This is a genomic window from Pelagerythrobacter sp. (assembly GCF_041912895.1).
Lineage (GTDB): Bacteria > Pseudomonadota > Alphaproteobacteria > Sphingomonadales > Sphingomonadaceae > Pelagerythrobacter.
In genome coordinates this window covers 191,006-211,233 of record NZ_JAYSGI010000004.1, presented here as the reverse complement: position 1 = coordinate 211,233, position 20,228 = coordinate 191,006, and the positions used below count along the sequence as shown (strand labels likewise).

The 20,228-nt window shown below is 69.1% G+C and carries 21 protein-coding genes; 13 read left to right on the top strand and 8 right to left on the bottom strand.

Annotation, left to right across the window (positions count from 1 at the left end):
* Positions 1-34 precede the first annotated feature (34 nt).
* On the bottom strand, positions 35-190 hold the full coding sequence (locus ACE3QC_RS12995) for a YdcH family protein (protein ID WP_374408896.1): 156 nt from the start codon (positions 188-190) through the stop codon (positions 35-37).
* A 164-nt stretch (positions 191-354) separates the two neighbouring features.
* Between ACE3QC_RS12995 and ACE3QC_RS12990 the strand changes: the two genes are divergently transcribed.
* Both ACE3QC_RS12990 and ACE3QC_RS12985 read left to right on the top strand, forming a co-directional pair.
* The gene (locus tag ACE3QC_RS12990; RefSeq protein ID WP_374408895.1) at positions 355-552 is read left to right on the top strand and encodes a YdcH family protein; all 198 of its coding nucleotides are present in this window, start codon (positions 355-357) and stop codon (positions 550-552) included.
* A 139-nt stretch (positions 553-691) separates the two neighbouring features.
* Complete coding sequence (locus ACE3QC_RS12985) at positions 692-1,153, top strand: DUF1465 family protein (protein ID WP_374408893.1); 462 nt, start codon at positions 692-694, stop codon at positions 1,151-1,153.
* A gap of 4 nt (positions 1,154-1,157) precedes the next feature.
* On the opposite strand, the gene glpK is transcribed toward ACE3QC_RS12985, so the two are convergent.
* Positions 1,158-2,621, bottom strand: coding sequence for a glycerol kinase GlpK (glpK, locus tag ACE3QC_RS12980; protein ID WP_374408891.1), 1,464 nt, complete (start codon positions 2,619-2,621; stop codon positions 1,158-1,160).
* A 78-nt stretch (positions 2,622-2,699) separates the two neighbouring features.
* On the opposite strand from glpK, the gene ACE3QC_RS12975 reads away from it, so the two are divergent.
* From ACE3QC_RS12975 to ACE3QC_RS12955, 5 genes are all read left to right on the top strand, one after another.
* Positions 2,700-3,572, top strand: coding sequence for an MBL fold metallo-hydrolase (locus ACE3QC_RS12975; protein WP_374408889.1), 873 nt, complete (start codon positions 2,700-2,702; stop codon positions 3,570-3,572).
* Positions 3,557-4,267, top strand: coding sequence for a DUF4230 domain-containing protein (locus tag ACE3QC_RS12970; RefSeq protein ID WP_374408887.1), 711 nt, complete (start codon positions 3,557-3,559; stop codon positions 4,265-4,267). Before ACE3QC_RS12975 ends, ACE3QC_RS12970 begins: the two co-directional genes overlap by 16 nt.
* A gap of 64 nt (positions 4,268-4,331) precedes the next feature.
* On the top strand, positions 4,332-5,321 hold the full coding sequence (gene nadA / locus ACE3QC_RS12965) for a quinolinate synthase NadA (protein WP_374408885.1): 990 nt from the start codon (positions 4,332-4,334) through the stop codon (positions 5,319-5,321).
* 83 nt (positions 5,322-5,404) lie between these two features.
* Complete coding sequence (locus ACE3QC_RS12960; RefSeq protein ID WP_374408883.1) at positions 5,405-7,519, top strand: prolyl oligopeptidase family protein; 2,115 nt, start codon at positions 5,405-5,407, stop codon at positions 7,517-7,519.
* Positions 7,520-7,557: 38 nt separating this feature from the next.
* Positions 7,558-8,871, top strand: coding sequence for a DUF2254 domain-containing protein (locus tag ACE3QC_RS12955; RefSeq protein WP_374408881.1), 1,314 nt, complete (start codon positions 7,558-7,560; stop codon positions 8,869-8,871).
* On the opposite strand, the gene ACE3QC_RS12950 is transcribed toward ACE3QC_RS12955, so the two are convergent.
* Complete coding sequence (locus ACE3QC_RS12950) at positions 8,868-9,785, bottom strand: DMT family transporter (protein ID WP_374408880.1); 918 nt, start codon at positions 9,783-9,785, stop codon at positions 8,868-8,870. The genes ACE3QC_RS12955 and ACE3QC_RS12950 overlap by 4 nt on opposite strands.
* Positions 9,786-9,838: 53 nt before the next feature.
* Between ACE3QC_RS12950 and ACE3QC_RS12945 the strand changes: the two genes are divergently transcribed.
* Complete coding sequence (locus ACE3QC_RS12945) at positions 9,839-10,942, top strand: alkene reductase (RefSeq protein WP_374408878.1); 1,104 nt, start codon at positions 9,839-9,841, stop codon at positions 10,940-10,942.
* 2 nt (positions 10,943-10,944) lie between these two features.
* On the opposite strand, the gene ACE3QC_RS12940 is transcribed toward ACE3QC_RS12945, so the two are convergent.
* Together ACE3QC_RS12940 and lipB are read right to left on the bottom strand one after the other, a co-directional pair.
* Entirely contained in the window at positions 10,945-11,280 is a 336-nt protein-coding gene (locus ACE3QC_RS12940; protein ID WP_374408876.1) for a hypothetical protein, read from the bottom strand.
* Between the two features lie 2 nt (positions 11,281-11,282).
* Positions 11,283-11,954 (bottom strand): lipoyl(octanoyl) transferase LipB, encoded by a 672-nt coding sequence (lipB, locus tag ACE3QC_RS12935; protein ID WP_374408874.1) that lies wholly within the window; start codon positions 11,952-11,954, stop codon positions 11,283-11,285.
* A 68-nt stretch (positions 11,955-12,022) separates the two neighbouring features.
* On the opposite strand from lipB, the gene ACE3QC_RS12930 reads away from it, so the two are divergent.
* On the top strand, positions 12,023-12,838 hold the full coding sequence (locus ACE3QC_RS12930) for a hypothetical protein (protein ID WP_374408872.1): 816 nt from the start codon (positions 12,023-12,025) through the stop codon (positions 12,836-12,838).
* Between the two features lie 46 nt (positions 12,839-12,884).
* Here the strand turns inward: ACE3QC_RS12930 and ACE3QC_RS12925 are convergent, their stop codons facing one another.
* Positions 12,885-13,511 (bottom strand): class I SAM-dependent methyltransferase, encoded by a 627-nt coding sequence (locus tag ACE3QC_RS12925; protein ID WP_374408930.1) that lies wholly within the window; start codon positions 13,509-13,511, stop codon positions 12,885-12,887.
* A 122-nt stretch (positions 13,512-13,633) separates the two neighbouring features.
* Between ACE3QC_RS12925 and ACE3QC_RS12920 the strand changes: the two genes are divergently transcribed.
* Positions 13,634-15,010: an MFS transporter gene (locus ACE3QC_RS12920; RefSeq protein WP_374408870.1), complete on the top strand. Its 1,377-nt coding sequence runs from the start codon at positions 13,634-13,636 to the stop codon at positions 15,008-15,010.
* Here ACE3QC_RS12920 and arsC read toward each other — a convergent pair.
* Positions 15,007-15,351 (bottom strand): arsenate reductase (glutaredoxin), encoded by a 345-nt coding sequence (gene arsC, locus ACE3QC_RS12915; protein ID WP_374408868.1) that lies wholly within the window; start codon positions 15,349-15,351, stop codon positions 15,007-15,009. The two genes, ACE3QC_RS12920 and arsC, sit on opposite strands and share 4 nt — an antisense overlap.
* A gap of 2 nt (positions 15,352-15,353) precedes the next feature.
* Positions 15,354-15,908, bottom strand: coding sequence for a (2Fe-2S)-binding protein (locus ACE3QC_RS12910; RefSeq protein ID WP_374408866.1), 555 nt, complete (start codon positions 15,906-15,908; stop codon positions 15,354-15,356).
* Positions 15,909-15,987: 79 nt separating this feature from the next.
* Here ACE3QC_RS12910 and ACE3QC_RS12905 point away from each other — a divergent pair, with 79 nt between their 5' ends.
* The 3 genes from ACE3QC_RS12905 to ACE3QC_RS12895 are packed head-to-tail and all read left to right on the top strand — an operon-like array spanning position 15,988 to position 20,176.
* Positions 15,988-17,334: an MATE family efflux transporter gene (locus ACE3QC_RS12905; protein WP_374408864.1), complete on the top strand. Its 1,347-nt coding sequence runs from the start codon at positions 15,988-15,990 to the stop codon at positions 17,332-17,334.
* A gap of 59 nt (positions 17,335-17,393) precedes the next feature.
* Positions 17,394-19,742, top strand: coding sequence for a chemotaxis protein CheA (locus tag ACE3QC_RS12900; protein ID WP_374408862.1), 2,349 nt, complete (start codon positions 17,394-17,396; stop codon positions 19,740-19,742).
* A complete protein-coding gene (locus tag ACE3QC_RS12895; RefSeq protein ID WP_374408861.1) occupies positions 19,742-20,176 on the top strand; it encodes a chemotaxis protein CheW in 435 nt (144 codons plus the stop codon). The genes ACE3QC_RS12900 and ACE3QC_RS12895 overlap by 1 nt, the downstream gene beginning before the upstream one ends.
* The last annotated feature ends 52 nt before the right edge of the window (positions 20,177-20,228 follow it).

Below are 20,228 nucleotides of genomic sequence, written 5' to 3'. Positions count from 1 at the left end.
GCACCGCAGCCCCAATAGGAAGCGCCTCGCGCGGTCAGCTGACCGACAGCTCTTCCTTGATCCTCAGTTTCTGCCGCTTGAGAGCCTGGATCGTCGCCGCGTCGGGTGATGGCCGGTTGAGTTCGGCGCGAAGCTGGGCTTCGAGACCGGCATGCTTGTTCTGCAGGGCGCTGGCGTGGGACGATACCATTTGGCTCTCCTTGGTTGTGCGACCGGGGAGCGACTCGCTTTCGCGGGCGAGCCGCGTGATGTCATAAGACCACAACGCGCGCGGCTTGCGAAGTCCCGAGATTGCGCATTCCGACAGGACCGGGCAGATGCGCGATGAACTGATCTGGCGGGAACGGGGCCCGGATGAACGAGCACGAATTGCGCAAGCGCCTGGCCACGCTCAGGATCGAGCACCGCGACCTCGACGCGGCGATCGACGCCTTGCGCGCGAGCGGATCGACCGACCAGCTCCAGATCGCGCGGCTGAAGAAGCGCAAGCTGCAACTGCGCGACCAGATCGCCGCGGTCGAGGACGAGTTGCTGCCCGATATCATCGCCTGACCGCGCGCAACGGCGATCGCCGGAATCTTAATCATCGGCGGCAAAACCGTCCCGCGATGGCACAGTCTCGAAACGGGAAGGGATAACCCCAACGCAGCCGCTGTTCGCGCGTGCGCCGGTGCGATAGCCGTGCACGACCATGGGGGCACATGCGGACATCGGCCAGGCGATCATCGAATCGCTCTATTGCGAGGCGCTGCTGCTCGCGGACGACGTGCGCGCCGCGTTCGACCTCTCCCGCCGGGGCGCCTCCGTGCCCGACGACGACATGCTGCGCCTTTCGCTATCGGTGGAAGGGCTGCGCACGACGACGCGGGTGATGCACGTGCTCGCCTGGCTGCTCAACCAGCGCGCCTATTACAGCGGCGACATGAGCGAATTCCAGCTGCGGCGCCACGGCCGGCTGCCCGAAGATCGCCTGGCCGATCCCGAAAACCTCGCCTGGCTCGAACCCGATATCTGCGCGCTGATCCGGGCGAGCGAGAGGCTCCATGCGCGCGTGGCCCGGCTCGACCGTGCCTGGCGCGACAGCTTCGCGATGCATCCCGCCGCGGTCCTGCGCCTGCGCGAACGGCTGGGCCGCGCGGTGGGCGGAAGCTGACCGGCTAGACTGCGGCGAGCGCCTTGCGCCAGCGGACCAGGCGTTCTTCCCTGACTGCGCCAGCCATCGCCGGTTCGAAGCGGCGCACCTTGCCGCGCATCGCGCCCGCCGCATCCTCCAGCGAAGCGTGCAGCCCCGCGCCGACAGCCGCCAGCATCGCCGCGCCCAGCGCGGTGGTCTCGACGAAATCGGGCCGTTCCACCGTGACCCCCAGCATGTCGGCCAGGTCCTGCGCCATCCAGTCGTTCGCGCTCATTCCGCCGTCGATCCGCAAGGTCTGCCACGCCGTGCCGTCCGCCGCGAAGGCCTCGGCGAGATCGTGCGTCTGGTGCGCCATCGCCTCCAGCGCCGCGCGCGCGATCTGCGCCCGGCCGCTGGCGAAGCTGAGACCCGCGATCACGCCGCGCGCCTCGGCCCGCCAGTGCGGCGCGCCGAGGCCTGACAGCGCGGGCACGACCGTGACCCCGCCGCTGTCGGGGATCGAACGGGCGAGCGCCTCGGTCTCGGCGGCGGTCGAGATCAGGCCGAGCGTGTCGCGCAGCCACTGCACGAGGCTGCCCGCGACGAACACCGAACCCTCCAGCGCATAACGCCGCTCGCCGCCGCGCTGGGTCAACACGGTGCCGAGCAGGCGGTGTTCGGAGCGGGGCGGCACATCGCCTTGGTTGGTCAGGACGAACGCGCCGGTGCCGTAAGTGGCCTTAGTCTCGCCGGGCGAGAGGCACGCCTGCCCCACGGTCGCCGCCTGCTGGTCGCCCGCCAGTCCGCAGATCGGGATCGCGCTGCCGAATAGCGTGGTCTCGGCGAGTGCGCCGTGCGTATCGACGACTTCCGCCAGCGCCGCCTGCGGCACTTCGAACAAGTCGCACAGCCCGGCGTCGAACTGCGCGCCATCGAGTGGCAGCAGCAGCGTGCGGCTGGCGTTGCTCGCATCGCTGACGAACGCGCCGCCCGACAGCTTGAACACCAGCCACGATTCCACCGTGCCGAGTGCCAGTGCCTTGCGCTCCGCCGCCGCGCGCACCGCCGCGTCGTTGTCCATCAGCCAGCGCATCTTGGTGGCCGAGAAATAGGGATCGAGCAGCAGGCCGGTGCGGCGCTGGACCTCGCCCTCGTGCCCCGCGTCCTTCAGCGCGGCGCACAGATCGGCGGTGCGCCGGTCTTGCCACACGATCGCGCGGGCGAGCGGTTCGCCGGTGTTGCGATCCCACGCGACCACCGTCTCGCGCTGGTTGGTGATGCCGATCGCGGCGATCGCATCCGCGCCGCCCGCCTTCTCCACCACCTCGCGCGCGCAAGCGAGCGTGCGCTGCCAGATCTCGCCCGCGTCGTGCTCGACCCAGCCCGGCTGCGGGTAGTGCTGCGTCAGTTCTCGCTGGGCGACGTGGTGCAACGCGCCGTCCGCGCCGAACAGCATCGCACGGGTCGAGGTGGTTCCGGCGTCGAGGACGAGGATACGGTCGGACATGCCGCTATCTTAGCCACGGAACGCAGCGCAGAGCCAGCCGCCTCGACAGCCCGCCTTGCGCTCCCCATATGGCTTCGCATGGCAGGCCCGCCCCCCAAGCCCTGGCCGACCGGCGAGGTCGAGCGCCCCGAACCGCTGGTGCGCCGCGTGCTCGCACCCAATCCCTCGCCCTACACCTATACCGGCACACAGACCTATATCGTGGGCGACGCGGACCGGGTGGCGGTGATCGACCCCGGCCCGGACGATCCGCGCCATATCGCCGCAATCCGCAGCGCGCTCGGCGATGCGGAAATCGCGGCGATCATGTGCACCCACACCCACCGCGACCATTCGCCCGGCGCGCGACCGCTCGCTGCCGAAACCGGCGCCCCGGTGGTCGGCTGCGCGCCGCTGGTGCTCGACGATTCGGGTCCGCGCGCCGATGCTTCGTTCGATCGCGACTACGCGCCCGACCGGGTGCTGGAGGATGGCGAGGCGATGACCGGCCCGGGTTGGACGCTCACCGCGCTTCACACCCCCGGCCACACCTCGAACCACCTGTGCTTCGCGCTGGAGGAAAGCGGCGCGCTGTTCACCGGCGACCACGTGATGGGCTGGTCCACCAGCGTCGTCGTCCCGCCCGACGGCGACATGGGCGCCTACATGGCGAGCCTCGAGCGGCTCCACGCGCGCGAAGACCGGGTCTATTATCCGGCGCATGGCCCGGCGGTAGAGAAGCCGCGCCAGCTCGTGCGCGGGATGATCGGCCATCGCCGCCAGCGCGAGAACCAGATTCTGCGCATTCTGGGCGAAGCGCCGCATTCGGCGGCAGACTTCGTGCCGCGCATGTACAAGGGGCTCGACGCCCGGCTGCACGGCGCGGCGGAGATGAGCGTGACCGCGCACCTGCTCGATCTGGAACGGCGCGGGCTGGTCGGCCGTTCGGGAGACGTATGGCAAACCCTCTGAAACCCCGCAGCCGCGAGCGCGACGGCATCGAACCCGAAGTACGCCGCGAGCGCCCGCTCGCGCTGGTGCAGGCCGTGCCGCGGCTGATCGTGATCGGCCTCATCGCGCTCGCCGCGTGGCTCGGCTGGCGCGCGTTCTTCTATCAGGAGGAAGGTGATCCGGTCGGCAGCGCCATGCTCGCGTTCGAGAAGCAGAACTCGCTCACCGTGTTCTCCTCGCGCTTCGAGGTCGTAGCCGAAAGCGAGGACACGCGCGGCGTGCTCGGCCTGCCGGTGCTGCGCTCGCGGCAGGCGATGATCCTGCCCGCCTCGGTCGAATACCGCGTCGATCTGTCGCAGATGGATCGCGAGCGAATGGCATGGAACCCGCAGACGCAGCAGCTTTCCGTACGCCTGCCGCAGCTCCAGACCACGCGCCCCAACCTCGACGAAGCGCAGGCGCGGGTGTTCCAGGACGGCGTGTTCATCACCCGCGACGCCTCGCGCGATCTTAGCCGCAACAATTCGCAGCAGGCCGAACGCAAGGCGAGCGAGTTCGCGAAGAACCCGGAAATCCTCGCCCTCGCCCGCACCGCCGCGCGCGAAGCGATCCGCCAGAACCTCGCGATCCCGCTGCAGGTCGCCGGCTACGACCGCGCGACCGTGACCGTCACTTTCGATGGCGAGCAGGCGCCGGCGGCCCTGCCCGCGCAATGAACGCGCTCGCCATGCCCGCCTTCGCCACTATATGCGCGCATCGACGCGCCTTTCGGGACGAACCATGACCGCACTCGACACCAGCCTGCCCACCGGCACCGACCTGCTCGCCGAGATTGATCGCCTGCGCAAGGAGCGCAATGCGGTGATCCTCGCGCATTACTACCAGACGCCCGACATTCAGGACTTGGCCGATTTCGTCGGCGACAGTCTGGAACTGAGCCGCAAGGCGGCCGATACCGACGCGGACGTGATCGTGTTCTGCGGGGTCAAGTTCATGGCCGACACCGCCAAGATTCTCAGCCCGGAAAAGATCGTCGTGCTGCCCGATATGGACGCCGGGTGCAGCCTTGAGGATTCGTGCCCGCCGGAAAAGTTCAAGGCCTTCCGCGAAGCGCACCCCGACCACATCGCGCTGACCTACATCAACTGCTCGACCGAGGTGAAGGCGCTCAGCGACGTGATCGTCACCAGTTCCAGCGCGGAGACGATCATCAGCCAGATCCCCGAGGACCAGAAGATCATCTTCGGCCCCGACCGGCACCTCGGCGGTTATCTCAGCCGCAAGTTCAACCGCGACATGCTGCTGTGGCCGGGCGTGTGCATCGTGCACGAGGCGTTCAGCGAAACCGAATTGCTGAAACTTCAGGAGCAATATCCGGGCGCGCCGATCGCCGCGCATCCCGAATGCCCGCCGACGATCATCGACCATGCGGACTATGTCGGCTCGACCAGCGGCATCCTCCAGTTCGCGCGCACGTTCGAGGGCGATACGCTGATCGTCGCGACCGAGCCGCACATCATCCATCAGATGGAAAAGGCGATCCCCGAGAAGAATTTCATCGGCGCGCCGGGCGCGGACGGCAACTGCAGCTGCAACATCTGCCCCTACATGGCGCTCAACACGATGGAGAAGCTCTACGCCTGCCTGCGCGATCTCGAACCGCGCATCGAGATCGAGGAAGGCCTGCGCCTCAAGGCCAGGCAGAGCCTCGACCGGATGCTCGAAATGGCCAGCGGCACCATCGGCAAGGGCGATCTGGGGAAAGTTTGAGCGGCCGGAGTTCGCCGCCGCCATTGCCCTGACCCGCGCATCTGCCTAGCAAGGCGGCGAATTTCCCCGAGGAGAGCCGCCGCATGATCGCCCGCCTGACTTTCGCCGCCCTGGCGATGACCTCCGCCACCGCGCTGATCGCGCAGGATGCGGCGAGCGACGATCCGTATATCTGGCTCGAGGAAATCCAGGGCGAGCGCGCGCTGGCCCAGGTCGAGGAATGGAACGCGGAGACCGAGGCCAAGCTGGTCGGCGAACCCGAATTCGCGATCGCGCAGGCATGGGCGCGGCAGATTCTCGACGACGAGCGGCAGATCGCCATGCCCACCGCGATCCAGGGCGATCAGGTCACCAATCTGTGGCGCGACCAGGACAACCCGCGCGGGTTGTGGCGCATCGCCGCGCTCGACGGCTATCTCGCGGGCGAACCCGAATGGCGCGTGCTGATCGACGTCGATGCCCTCGGCAAGGAAGAGGGAGAGAGCTGGGTCTGGCACGGCGCCAACTGCCTTGCGCCTGAATACACCCGCTGCCTCGTCTCGCTCAGCCCCGGTGGGACCGATGCCGACGTGGTGCGCGAGTTCGACGTGACCACCGGCGCGTTCGTCGACGGCGGCTTCACCCTGCCCGCGGCGAAATCGAACGTCGCCTGGTTCGACGCCGATACGCTGATGGTCGGCACCGACTGGGGTGAGGGGTCGATGACGACCTCGGGCTATCCGCGCCAGATTCGCCTGTGGCAGCGTGGCGCCGATCTCGACGCCGCGCCGCTGGTGGCCGAGGCGCCCGAAGACGCGGTGAGCGCGGGCGGCTTCTCGATTCTCGACGGCGAGACTCGCTGGCGCTTCGCCAACGTCTCGCCCAGCTTCTGGACCAACACCGTCAGCCTCGTGCGCGAGGATGGCGAGACGGTCGCCCTGCCGCTGCCCGAGGATGCCGAATTCCAGGACGTGCTGGGCGGGCGGATGATCGCCAAGCTGAACTCGGCGCTGGAGGCAGGCGGCACGACGTTCCCCGCCGGATCGCTTGTCTCATGGCCTCTGGCGGAGATCGCCGCGGGCGGCCAACCCGCGCCTTCGCTGGTGTTCACGCCGAGCGATTCTCAGGCGCTGGAGGAAGTCGCCGCCTCGGACAGCAAGCTGTGGATCAAGCTGCTCGACGACGTGTCGGGCAGGCTCGTCGCGCTGACGCCCGGCGCGAACGGGTGGACGCGAGAAGCGATCGAGCTGCCCGACAATTCCACTCTCTCGCTCGCCGCGACGGCGGGCACCAGCGACATGGCGCTGGTGACGGTCGAGGGAATGCTCACACCGCCGACGCTCTACGCCGCGACGCCGGGCGCCGCGCCCACGGTGGTCGATGCGATGCCCGCGCAGTTCGATGCTTCGAAGTTCACGGTCGAGCAGCGCTTCGCCACCTCGAAGGACGGCACCAAGGTGCCCTACTACATCGCCCGGCCGAAGGACGCCGAGGGGCCGCTGCCCACGCTGATGCATGCCTATGGCGGCTTCCGCGCGGCGCAGACCCCCAAGTATCTCACCGCCGAGCCCTATCGCAGCGGCCCGCTGTCGCTGTTCTGGCTGGAGGAAGGCCATGCCTATGTCCTCGCCAACATTCGCGGCGGTGGTGAATACGGGCCGCGCTGGCACGAGGATGCCCTGCGCGAGAAGCGTCAGAACAGCTTCGACGACCTCCACGCCGTGGCCGAAGACCTGATCGCCAGCGATCTCGCGGTGGCGGACGGGATCGGCATTTCGGGCCGTTCGAACGGCGGCGTGCTCGTGGGCGCGGCGGCGAACCAGCGGCCCGACCTTTACGGCGCGGTCATCTCCGGCTCGCCGCTCGACGACATGAAGCGCTACAACCAGCTGCTCGCCGGCGCTTCGTGGATGGCCGAATACGGCAACCCCGACGTGCCGGAAGACTGGGCGTTCATGAAGGACTGGTCACCCTATCAGAACCTGCGCGCGGTGGAGGGCTATCCGGCGACGTTCTACTACCTCTCCACGCTCGACGACCGGGTGCATCCGGGCCATGCGCGCAAGATGACCGCACGGCACCATGAACTGGGCCAGACGGTCTATTTCCACGAATACCGCGAAGGCGGCCACTCGGTCGGCGCGGACCATGCCGAGGATGCCAAGCGTGCCGCGCTGCTGCTGACGTTCCTCAACAAGGAACTGGCCGGGATCGACTAGGGGCAACCGATCGCCTGTCGGTGCGTTGAGCGCGCATGATGGCGGACATTCGCTGGTTGTGGTCGCGGATCAACGCGAACTACTGGTTCTATCCCGCGCTGTTCTCGATCGTCGGGGCGGTGCTGGCCTTCGCGTTGATCTTCGCGGACCGGGCGGGGGCGGCGGATCTGCTCAACGATTCGGAGTGGATCGTCGCCGCGCGGCCCGAAGGCGCGTCCAACATGCTGACGGTGATCGCCGGATCGATGATCGGGGTCGCCTCCACCGTGTTCTCGATCACGATCGCCGCGGTCGCATATGCCAGCGGCACTTACGGCCCGCGCCTGCTGACCAATTTTATGGAGGACAAGGGCAACCAGCTGAGCCTGGCGACTTTCATCGGCACGTTCGTCTATGCGATCACCGTGCTGCGCACCGTGCGCAAGGAGGACGAGGCGACGACCGCGGCGGGCAATGCGGCGGATGCGCTGCCCGGCTTCGTGCCGCAGCTCTCGCTGCTGGTCGCCTATCTGTTGATGGCGCTGTCGGTGGCGGTGCTGGTCTATTTTTTGAACCACGTGCCCGCCAGCATCCGCATCAATTCGGTGCTGAAGGGGATCGGCAACCGCCTGCTGCGCGATATCCGCGACAACTATCCCGAGGACGGCGATGGCGGGGAGCTCGAGCCGGGGCCCGACGGCACGCCGCTGCCGACCGAGAGCACCGGCTACGTCCAGCTGATTGACTTCGCGGAGCTGGAGGACGTCGCGAAAGATGCCGACAGCACCCTCGCGCTGGAAGTGCGCACCGGCGATTTCGTTCATCCCGGCATGGCGCTGGTGCGGGTATGCGAAGGCATCGGCGACGAGGACCTGGAAAAGCGCACGCGCGCCGCGTTCACCCTCGGGCCCAGCCGCACGCCGACGCAGGATCCGCAGTTCCTGATCGACGAACTGGTCGAGATCGGGCTGCGCGCGCTTTCGCCGGGAATCAACGATCCGTTCACGGCGATCACCGCGCTCCACTGGCTCGGCGCGGCGACCGCCGAACTCGGCCGGCGCGATCTGCGGCGGCGGTGCGAGGATCATCTTGAAAGCGAACGCGTGTATCCGCTGCCCGATACTTTCGCCCATTTCCTCCAGCGCGGGTTCGGCGGCATGCGCAGCGCGGTCGCGACCAGCCCCCATGCCGCGCTGGTGATGCTCGACACACTGCGCACTGCCGCCGCTCCGGTCGGCGATCCGGCCCGGACGGGGATGCTTCATGCGGAAGGCACGCGGCTGATGGAACAGGCGCGGATTGCGCTGGGCGGGCCCGACCTGGCCGAAGTCGAACAGCGCTACGCGATCTTTCAGCAGGCGTTCTGGCGCTAGCTCGCGACTGCGCGGGTCGCGCGCGGCTCGGCGAGCTTGGCGAGCAGCAGCGCGCAGGCGACCAGCGCCATGCCCGCCATGTCGGGCAGGCCCAGCACCTCGCCGAACGCCAGCCAGCCGACCGCCGCGGCGATCGCGGGCTGGGTCAGCAGCGCGACCCCGATCACCAGCGGCGGAAAATGGCGGAGCGAGAATACCAGCAGCCCCTGTCCGATGACCTGGCTCGACAGCGCGAGGCCCGCGACCGGCCACCAGCCGGCGTCGCCCGGCCAGACCGGCTCGCCCAGCGCGAGCGCGATGACGAGCAGCACGGGCGCGGCGGCCAGCCCGACCAGCAGCAGCACGGTCCACTGGCCCAGGCTCGCGCGCGCCTTCTGCGCCGGGATCAGGTAGAACGCGTAGAACACGCCCGCGAGCAGGCAGAACAGGTCGCCCACCAGCGTGACCGTCGAGATGTCCATGCTGCGCCCCATCAGGATTGCCGCGCCGCTCAGCGCCGCGCCCATCGCCAGCCACTCGCGCCCGCCCGGCATCCGCCGCAGCGCGATGAGACCCCAGATCATCAGGATCACGCTGCCCGCGTTGCCGAACAGCGTGGCGTTGCCCAGCCGGGTGCGCTCGATCCCCACGTGCCAGCTCGCCAGATCGAGCGCGAAGAACAGCCCGGCGGCGGCAACCAGCAGCGCCAGCCGCCGGTCGAGCGGCTCGGGCGTCCGCGCGCGCCAGGCAAGCAGCGCGATCACCGGCAGCGCCAGCGCCATGCGCCAGAACCCGGCCGCGACCGGCCCGGTATCCGCCATCCGCACGAACCACGGCCCCAGCGCGAGCGTGGCATTGCCGGCCAGCAGCGCGGCGAAGTGCCAGGCGCTCGCCTGATAGTTTTTCTCTGCAACCGGTTGTGTTGCGCGCGCCATACCCGGCCCCTAGCTCCGATCGCGAAAAGCGACAGCAAAAAGGATTGCCCCATATGCACGATGCCCTGTTTCAGCCGTTGACGATGGGCGCGCTGGAGGCGCGCAACCGCGTATTCATGGCCCCGCTCACCCGTGGGCGCGCCACCCCGCCCAGCGTGGTCCCGAACGACATGATGGCGACCTATTATCGCCAGCGTGCCAGCGCTGGGCTGATTATCAGCGAGGCGACCGGGATCAGCGTTGAAGGCCTCGGCTGGCCTTCGGCGCCCGGCGTGTGGAGCCAGGAACAGGTCGAGGGCTGGAAGGCGGTGACGCAGGCCGTCCACGAGGAAGGCGGGCTGATCGTGCTCCAGCTGTGGCACATGGGCCGGCTGGTCCATCCCGATTTCCTCGGCGGCGAACCGCCCGTCTCCGCCAGCGCGACCACCGCGCCCGGGCACGCGCACACGTTCAGCGGGCGCAAGGATTACGAGCAGGCGCGCGAGCTGTCGGTCGAGGATATCGCGCGTGTGGTCGCGGATTACCGCAAGGCCGCGCAGAACGCGAAGGATGCCGGGTTCGACGGCGTGCAACTGCACGGCGCGAATGGTTATCTGGTCGACCAGTTCCTGCGCGATTCGACCAACCTGCGCACCGACGAATACGGCGGCAGCCCGGAGAACCGTGCACGCTTCCTGCGCGAAGTGCTGACTGCGCTGATCGATGTCTGGGGCGCCGACCGCGTCGGCCTGCGGCTCAGCCCCAACGGCGAAACGCAGGGGTGCGACGACAGCGACCCGGCGGCGACGTTCGGCGCGGCGGCACAGGTCGCAGAGGATTTGGGGATCGCTTTCCTCGAGCTGCGCCAGCCTGGCCCCGAGGGCACGTTCGGCAGCACCGAAGTGCCCAAGCAGGACGCGGTCATCCGCGAAATCTATGCCGGGGCGCTGGTGCTCAATTCGGACTACGGCGCAGAACAGGCCGAAGCGGATATCGCCGAAGGCCGCTGCGAGGCGGTCAGCTTCGGCCGCCCGTTCATCTCCAACCCCGACCTGCCCGATCGCATCCGGCAAGGCGCCGGTCTCGCGCCCAACGTGAACGTGCCGCAGAGCTGGTATACGCCGGGGCCCGACGGATACATCGACTATCCGGCGCTGGACGAGACCGTTTCGGCCTGAGCCTATTCGCCTTCGCCGTCCCCGTCCGGCGCGGCCGGTTCGGGCTCGGGGGCCGGTGTTTCGGGTTCGGAGGCGGGCGCGTCGGAGGCGGCGTCGTCCGCCGGCTCCGCAGGAGCGTCGCCCTGGTCCTGCGCTTCGCCATCCGTGCCGAGTTCGGCTGGATCGTCGCGCAGCGGGGGCGATTGCGACTGCACGGTGTCGAGCGGCAGCATCGCATCGCTGATCGTCCCGCCCAGCACCTCGCCTTCGGCCGCGGTGCCCTCGGCGGCGTCGTCCGCGCCCGAATCGCAGGCGGCGAGCGCCACCACCAGCATCGCGGCTGCAATCGTCTTTCGCATCGTCATGCCGTCACTCCACAGGCGCGCGCGAGCCCGGACAGGAACCCGTCGGCGCGCGCCGCCAACGCCCAATCCCATTCCTCCGGCGCAACCGCAATCCCCAGCCGCGCCAAGCTGGTGACCCCGTATTCGGCGATGCCGCACGGCACGATCCCGGCGAAATGCGCGAGGTCGGGCGATAGGTTGACCGAAAATCCATGCATCGTGACCCATTTGCGCACGCGCACCCCGATCGCGCCGATCTTGGCCTCGCTGCCGTCGATGTCGCGGGTCCAGATGCCGATGCGCCCTTCGGCGCGCCAGCTCTCGACCCCGAAATCGGCCAGCGTATCGATCACCCAGCCTTCGATTGCATGGACGAAGCAGCGCACGTCCTTCCCGCGCCGGTTCAAGTCGAGCAGGACGTAGCCGATCCGCTGCCCGGGGCCGTGATAGGTATAGCGCCCGCCGCGCCCGGCCTCGACCACCTCGAAGCGCGGATCGAGCAGTTCGGCCCCGTCCGCGCTGGTTCCCGCGGTGTAGACCGGGGGGTGTTCGAGCAACCAGATCAGTTCGCCCGCCTCGCCCGCGCCGATCGCCCGGTTGCGCGCCTCCATCTCCGCCAGCGCGGCGCGATAGGGCACCGGCGCGGTTTCGCGGCGCCATTCGATCTCAGGCTGGGCATTGCCGGACATTGCCGATTGCGTGGCGCGCCCCGCCCGGCTTATCAAGGGCAAAGATTTCGCCGAATGAGGGGTCGACGATGAAATTCGATATGGGACGCGCCTGGAACGAGGCGACCGCGCTGATTTCCGGCAACAAGGAGCTGCTCGCGGTGATCGCGGGCATCTTCATCTTCCTGCCGAACCTGGCGCTCGCGCTGTTCGTGCCCGAGATGATGACCGGGCCGGCCGAGGTCAATCCGGAAGATCCGACGGCGGCGATGCAGGCGTTTTACTCCGAATACGGCGTGTGGTTCGGTCTGCTCACGATCGTCCAGTCGGTTGGCACGCTGTCGCTGCTCGCGCTGCTCCACGATCGCCGGCCCACCGTGGGCGAGGCGATGCGCACGGGGCTGGTCACGCTCCTGCCCTATATCGCGGCGCAGCTGATCCTGGTGGTCGTGCTGTCGATAGTGCTCGGCGTGCCGATCGGGCTGGCGGTCGCCGCCGGGGGCGTGACTGGCGGCGTGCTGCTCGGCCTCCTCGCATTCGTGGTGTTCGTCTACGTGATGGTCAAGGTCTCGCTGGTCTCGCCCGAGATGGTGCTCGGAGCGAACCTCAATCCGCTGACCGCGCTGCGCAATTCGTGGCGGCTGACCAAAGGCAACAGCTTGCGGCTGTTCGGCTTCTACCTGCTGCTGCTGATCGGCGTGATCGTGGTCGGCGCGGTGATCGGCATGATCTCGGGCCTGTTCGTCGCGATGCTGGGCCAGAACACCGCCGGGCTGCTGGTCGGCGGCGCACTCAACGGGTTGCTCGGCGCGATCTGGAGCGTGCTGCTCGTCTGCGTGCTCGCCTCGGTGTACAAGCAGCTCGCCGGCCCTTCGGCGGCGGCCGTTAGCGAAACGTTCGAGTAGAACTATGGAACTGGCGGCGGGGGCGATGCGTGCCCCGCCGCCGCGATCAGGCGGCTTCGTCCTTCCAGCCCCAGAAGAGCTGGCACGGCAGCACGTTCCACAGCTCGAACCCCTGTTCGATACGAGCGAAGTGCTTCGCCATGAAGTCGCGCGCCGCGCTGCTGAACTGATAGACGAGGAACGCCCCGCCCGGCCGCAGCACCTCGTGCGTCGCCTCGGCGATAGCCGGGCCGACGCCGTCGGGCAGCGTCGAGAACGGCAGGCCGGAAAGTACGTAGTCCGCCTCTTCGTAACCGATCGCACGGACGATTTCCTGCACGTCCGCCGCCGACCCGTGGACCGCGACGAAGCGCCCGTCGGTGATCGTGCGCTTGAGATAGTCGATGTACAGCGGGTTGGTGTCGATCACGAGCAGCTTGCCGTCGCGCGGCAGCCGTTCGAGGACCGGGCGGCAGAACGTGCCGACGCCGGGGCCGTATTCGACGAACAGGCGGCACTCGTTCCAGTTGACCGGTTCGAGCATCTTGCGGATCGTGAAGCGCGACGACGGGATGATCGAACCGACCATCTTCGGGTGCTCGACGAAGCCGCGGAAAAAGACCCCCCATTGCCCGAACGCCCTGCCGATGCGATCGCGGAGCCGGGCGCGCGGCCGGGCCGCCAGTTCGTTCATTTGCGACAAGAAATCGTGCCTCGCTCGATTGCGGATATGCGCCATGGTGCGGCAACGGCGCGGAATTCGCAAATCCGCGGGCGTATTGCAAGCGTCCCGCGGCAGGCCTAGCGACAGGCGCGATGGCCGACAGCGATCCCGCCCTCCCGACCCACTCGACGATCGAGCCCCCCGCACAGCCGATTTCGCGCGGGCGCATGGTGCTGCTGTTCCTCGTCATGCTAGTCACCGCGGCGGGCAACACCGCGATGCAATCGGTCATGCCCTCGGTCGGCACGGCGCTGGGCGTGGCCGACGTGTGGATCTCGATCGCCTATACCTGGTCGGCGCTGTTGTGGGTGATCTTCGCTCCGATCTGGGCCCGCCGGTCGGACCGGCGCGGGCGCAAGGCGATGATGGCGATCGGATTGCTCGGCTTCATCGCCTCGTTCGCGCTGTGCGGACTGGTGCTGATGTTCGGGCTGTGGGGCGCGATGTCGGCGGCGACGACGCTGATCTTCTTCGCCGCCGCGCGCAGCCTCTACGGCGGATTCGGTTCGGCGGCCCCGCCCGCGGTTCAGGCCTACGTCGCCAGCCGCACGCCGCGCGCCGAGCGGACGCAGGCGATGGCGCTGATCGCCTCCAGCTTCGGGCTCGGCACGGTGATCGGCCCGGCGCTGGCTCCGCTGCTGATTTTTCCGGCGACCGGGCTGGTGGGCCCGTTCTTCGCCTTCGCGCTGGTCGGGGTGGCCGTGCTCGTCGCGCTGCGGCTGCGGCTGCCCGACGATACGCCGAGCTATGCCGCGCGCGGGCAGGTGATCGCGGCGCCCTTCAGCGCGAACTCGAACCCGAGCGTCGCGCGCGAGGAGGACGGCGAGGAACGGGCCCATGGCGTTGCGGCGGCGACCGGCCCCGAGGATATCCCCGACCTCTCGTGGCGCGACCGGCGGCTGCGGCCGTGGCTGGTCGCCGGGCTGCTGGGCGGACACGCGCAGGCCGCGACGCTGGGCATCATCGGCTTCTTCATCCTCGACCGGCTGGGCCTGCGCGACGATCCGGCGGGCGGCACCGGGCCGATCGGGCTGATCCTGATGTGCGGCGCGATCGCCACGCTGCTGGCGCAGTGGGGCCTGATCCCGATGCTCAAGCTCGGCCCGCGCGCTTCCACGCTGTGGGGCATGGCGCTGGCGATGGTGGGCGTGCTGGTGTTCTCGGTCGCGCAGAACCTGCACACGATCGCGCTGGGCTTCGCGGTCGCCTCGATGGGCTTCGGGCTCTATCGCCCCGGCTTCACCGCCGGCGCCTCGCTCGCGGTAACCCGCGCCGAGCAGGGGCAGATCGGCGGCATCGTCGCCTCGGTCAACGGCGCCGCCTATATCGTCGCGCCGGCGGCGGGCGTGTGGCTCTACGGCCATCACCAGTGGATCGGCTTTGCCGCGATCTGCGTGCTGGGCGCCGCGGTGTTCGTCGTCGGCTGGCGCTCGCTCCAGGCGGACGAGACGCTCGAAGCGCGCGACTAGAGGATTTCCTCGATCCGTTCCGGGGGGCGGCACAGGCGCACGCCCTTGTCGGTTTCGACCAGCGGGCGCTCGATCAGCTTGGGATCGGCGGCCATGGCCTCGATCACGGTCTCGTCCCCGGCCTCGGTGAGCCCACGTTCCTGCGCATCGGTGCCTTGGGTGCGCAGCCCTTCGCGGGGCGGCATTCCGGCATCGCGATAGAGTTGCGCGAGCTTCTCGCGGCTCGGCGGGTGCTTGAGATACTGGACGATCTCCAGCTCGATATCGTCGCGAGCGCGCAAGGTTTCGAGCGCCGCGCGCGACTTGCTGCAACTGGGATTGTGCCAGATCGTGGCCTTCATCGTCATTCTCCTCGATCGCCGTCCGGTGCTGCCATCGCGGGCACTTCGTCCGCGGCATCCTCCGCGCTGATGCCGGGCGCGGGCGCGGCGCTGATCCGTTCGACGCGGCGCGCCACGCGCCCGGCGCGCTGCACCGCGCGCACCAGCCGGGGATAGACCCCGCAGCGGCACAGGTTGGGGATCGCGGCCTTGATCTCGTCTTCCGAAGGATCGGAATTCTTCGCGATCAGCGCAGCGGCCGCCATCGCGATGCCCGGCGTGCAGAAGCCGCACTGGATCGCCTGTTCGGCCACCAGCGCCTGCTGCACCGGGTGCGAACGATCTCGGCTCAGCCCCTCGATCGTGGTGACGTAGCGCCCTTCGGCCTCGGCGAGCGTCACGATGCAACTGCGCAGCGCCTCGCCGTCGACGATCACCGTGCAGGCGTGGCAATCCCCTTCTCCGCAACCGTACTTGGTGCCGGTGAGGTTGGCCGCGTCGCGCAGTGCCCACAGCAGCGGCGTGCGCGGGTCCATCGCGAAGTTCACGGGCCGGCCGTTGACGGTGAGCGCGGTCATCGCCGCCGCCTATCGCACGGCGCACGGCAGGCGCACAAGCGGCCTAGGCAAATGGCAGGCCCGCCGCTATCGGCGGCGCATGAGCGAGACGGCCAGGCTGACGCGCGGATCGATCCGCGGCCATCTCGTGACCCAGACCCTGCCGATGATCGTGGGTGTCGCGGCGATCATGTCGGTCGGGTTGATCGACGCTTATTTCATCGGACAGCTCGGCAGTGCGGAGCTTGCCGCGGTCGCCTTCGTGTTCCCCGTCACCATCGCGCTCTCCAGCCTCGGCGTCGGCGTCATGGTGGGAATCAATTCGGTGATCGCCCGCGCATTGGGCGAAGGGGATCGCGACCGCGCGGCGCGGCGGGCGAATTTCGGCGGGGTGTTCGCGGTCGGGCTCGGCGTGGTGCTGGGGCTCGCGCTCTATCTGCTGCTCGACCCGTTGTTCCGGCTGATGCAGGCATCCGACGCGCTGCTGCCGCTGATCCGCGAATACATGGCGCCCTTCGCGCTGGGGATGCCAGTGCTGCTGTTGCAGATGGCGCTCAACGGCGTGCTGCGCGGCCAGGGGGAAGCGCGGGCGACGTCGTTCGTCGCGCTCACCTATGCCGGGGTGAACTGGGCGCTCGATCCGATCCTGATTTCCGGCGCGTTCGGGATCGAGGGCTTCGGCGTGGCGGGCGCGGCCTATGCCACGATCATCGGCTATGCACTCGCCATCGTGATGGCGTTGTGGCTGATCGGCCGCAGCGCGCTACCGATCCGCCCGGCGCTGATCCGCGAATGCCGCTTCGCCGAATCCGCCCGGGCGATAGCGCGCGTGGCCGGCCCGGCGGCATTTTCCAACGCGATCAATCCGATCGGGCTGTCGGTGCTGACCGCGCTGCTCGCCGCGCAGGGCGAGGCGGCGGTGGCCGGCTTCGGCGCAGCCGGGCGGTTGCAGAGCTTCGCGGTCGTCCCGCTGCTGGGCCTGTCGGGCTCGATCGGCGCGATCGTCGGGCAGAACTGGGGCGCAGGCCAGGCCGACCGCGCGCGCCGCGCGATGCTGGAGGCGGGCATGTTCTGCCTCGGTTACGGCCTAGTCCTTGCCGTGGTGCTGTTCGCGGCGGGCGAATGGTTCGCCGGGTTCTTCACGCGCGATCCGGCGGTGATCGCCGAGTTCGACAGTTACCTGCGCATCGCGGCATGGGGCTATGCCGGGTTCGGCGTACTGATCGTGGCCAACGGCGCGCTGAACGCCGTCGATAAGGCGGGCTGGGCGCTGACGCAAAGCTTCGCGCGCGTATTCCTGGTCATGCTGCCCTTCGGTCTGCTGCTGCGCCCGGTTTGGGGCGCGGAGGCGATCTATGCGGCGGAGCTTGCCGCCAACGTAATCGGCGGTGCGATCGCTGCGCTGATCGTATGGCGCGTATTGCGGCGTTTTCCCGGCCGCGCGTGACCTTTCATTAACCATCGCCCGCCATACCCATCCACGCACACCGGGGGGTATGGGGCTAGATGGACGAACTGCTGGCAGACTTCGTGGCCGAAACCCGCGAGATGCTCCAGGCGATCGAAGGCGAGATCGTCGCGTGGGAGGCCGACCCGGCCGACCGCGCGCGGCTCGACGCCATCTTCCGGTTCGTCCACACGGTGAAGGGCAACTGCGGCTTCTTCGATTTCCCCCGGCTCGAACAGCTCAGCCACGCGGCCGAGAGCGCGCTCAGCGAAGTGCGCGCCGACCGCCGCCGCGCGAGCAGCGGGCTGGTCACCGCGGTGCTCGCGATCATCGACCGGATCAGCGACATGATCGACGCCATCGACGCGGGCGAGAAGCTCCCGCCCGGCGGCGACGAGCGGCTGATCGCGGCGCTCGAGCCGGGCAACGACGACGACGACAGCGAGGCCATCCAGGCCGGGGATCTGGCCGGGCCGAAGGCGGCGCGCCAGGCGAGCGGCACACGCTCGATCCGCCTGCCGGTCGAACTGCTCGACCGGGTGATGAGCGGAGTGTCCGACCTCGTCCTGGCGCGCAACGAACTCGCCCGGCGGCTGCGCGAGAGCGGCGCCGATCCGGCACTGGAAGGGCCGTTCGAGCGACTTTCGACGATCCTCGACGGCGTGCGCGAGGGCGCGACGCGGATGCGCATGCAGCGGCTCGAGCATCTGTTCGGCGCGCTGCCGCGCATGGTCCGCGACCTGTCGGCCGAACTCGGCAAGCAGGTCATGATCGATCTCGAAGGCGGCGACGTGGAGCTCGATCGCGAGATGATCGAATCGGCGCGCGATCCGCTGACCCACATCATCCGCAACGCGATCGACCACGGGATTGAGCCGCCGTCGGCGCGCCTCGCCGCAGGCAAGCGTGAGATCGGCATGATCACCGTCTCCGCGCGGCGCACCGGCAACCACATCACCATCGCCGTCAGCGACGACGGCCGCGGCATCAGGCTCGCCGGCCTGCGCGACAAGGCCGTCACCAGCGGCGTGATCGGCGCCGGCGAAGCCGCCGCGATGACCGAGGAGCAAGTGCTCGAACTGATCTTCGCCCCCGGTTTCTCGACCGCCGAGCAAGTCAGCCAGGTCTCCGGCCGCGGCGTGGGGATGGACGTCGTGCGCGCGAATATCGAGCGGATCGGCGGCAGCGTGGAGGTCTCCAGCACCGAGGGCAAGGGCACGATCGTGTTCCTCCACGTGCCGCTCACGCTCAGCATCGTCGAGGGGATGACCGTGCGGGTCGGCGCGCAGACGCTCGGCCTGCCGCGCTCGTACATCGTCGAGATCGCCCGCAGCGCCTCGCGCGCGATCGATGTCGAACGGCTCGGCGACGGCATCTTCCTGACTTTCCGTGGCGAGCGTGTGCCGTGCCTCGATCTCGCCGAGGTGCTCGGCTTGCCTGAAGCGGTCGATCTCGACCGCGCGACGTTCGTGTTCGTTCGGCTCGTCAGCGGCGACCTGTTCGCGCTGGCGGTGGACCGCGTGCTCGACAATGCCGATTTCGTGCTCAAGCCGCTGCCGCCGGTGCTCTCCGAGATCGGGCTGTTCGGCGGGACCGCGCTGCTCGACGACGGGCGCCCGATCCTCAAGCTCGACGTGCCCGGCATCGCCGAGCGTCACGGCCTCGCCAGCCATGCGCGGATTCGCAGCGCAGCGCCCGAAGCCGCTGCCGAAAGCGCCGCCGCGCCTGCGGAACAGGCAGTGGTGTTCACCGATTTCGCCGGGCGGCGGCGCGCGATGCGGATGCGCCCGATCCAGCACATCCACAGCCTAAAGTCGGCGGACACCCAGGCCGCCGGTGCTGGCATGCTCGCCGCGGTCGACGGATCGATCCTGCCGCTGCTCGGCGCCCAGCCCGCCGATCTCGCAGACGATACCTTTGCCGCGCTGCGGCTGGGCGACGGCGAGGCCGAACTGCTCTACGCGGTCGCCGCGATCGTCGACACGGTCGATCTGCCCGCCGCGATCACGCTGCTGGAGGGCGACGACGAACTCGAAGGCAGCGCGCTGATCGACGGCACGATCGTCGGCGTGATCGACGCGCACCGGCTGTTCGCCCGGCACGGCCGCGCCGCCGCGCCCGCGCGCCGCCCGACCTGCCGCCTGCCTGGCGCCGACCCGTGGGTCACGGGCTTCCTCGAACCGCTGATCCGCTCGGCGGGATACGATGTTCTGGCCGGCAACGACGGCGGCCAGGCCGACATCTCGATCGTGCTCGACGACCGCGGCGAACCGGGCGCCGCAGGCACCGTCGTACGCCTGCGCTCGCAGCCCGAGGGAGGCGAAAGCGACGGCGCGGCGAGCGTCTATCGCTACGACCGCGACGGGCTGCTTTCCGCCCTCGCCCACGCCCGCGCCGGAGCACGCTGATGGACGACCTGCTTCTCCTCACCCATATCGGGGGCCGCCCGGCGGCCTTTCGCGCGTGCGACATCCGCTCAATCATCGAACTGGGGGAGATCACCCCGGTGCCGCGCGCCCCGGCCCATGTGGCCGGGCTCGCCGCATTGCGCAGCCGCCCGCTCACCGTGATCGACAGCCGCGCCGCGCTGGCGATCGATCACGCCAAAGCCGCGCCCGACGAGCGCGCCCCGGTGGTGGAAGCGGACGGGCATTCCTACGCGCTGCTCGTCGACCGGGTGAACGATGTCGTCTCCGCGATCGGCCAGCCGATCTCCGCCGCCGCCACGCTCGGCCCCGAATGGACGCGGGTCGCCCAGGGCATGATCGAAACTACCGCCGGGCCGGCCATCCTGATCGATGCCGCCCTCCTGATCTCGGGCCCGCAGCGGGCCGCCGCTTAAACGATTGGTTACCCGCATCGGATAAGCGGGAACCCGAACAAGGATCGCACAA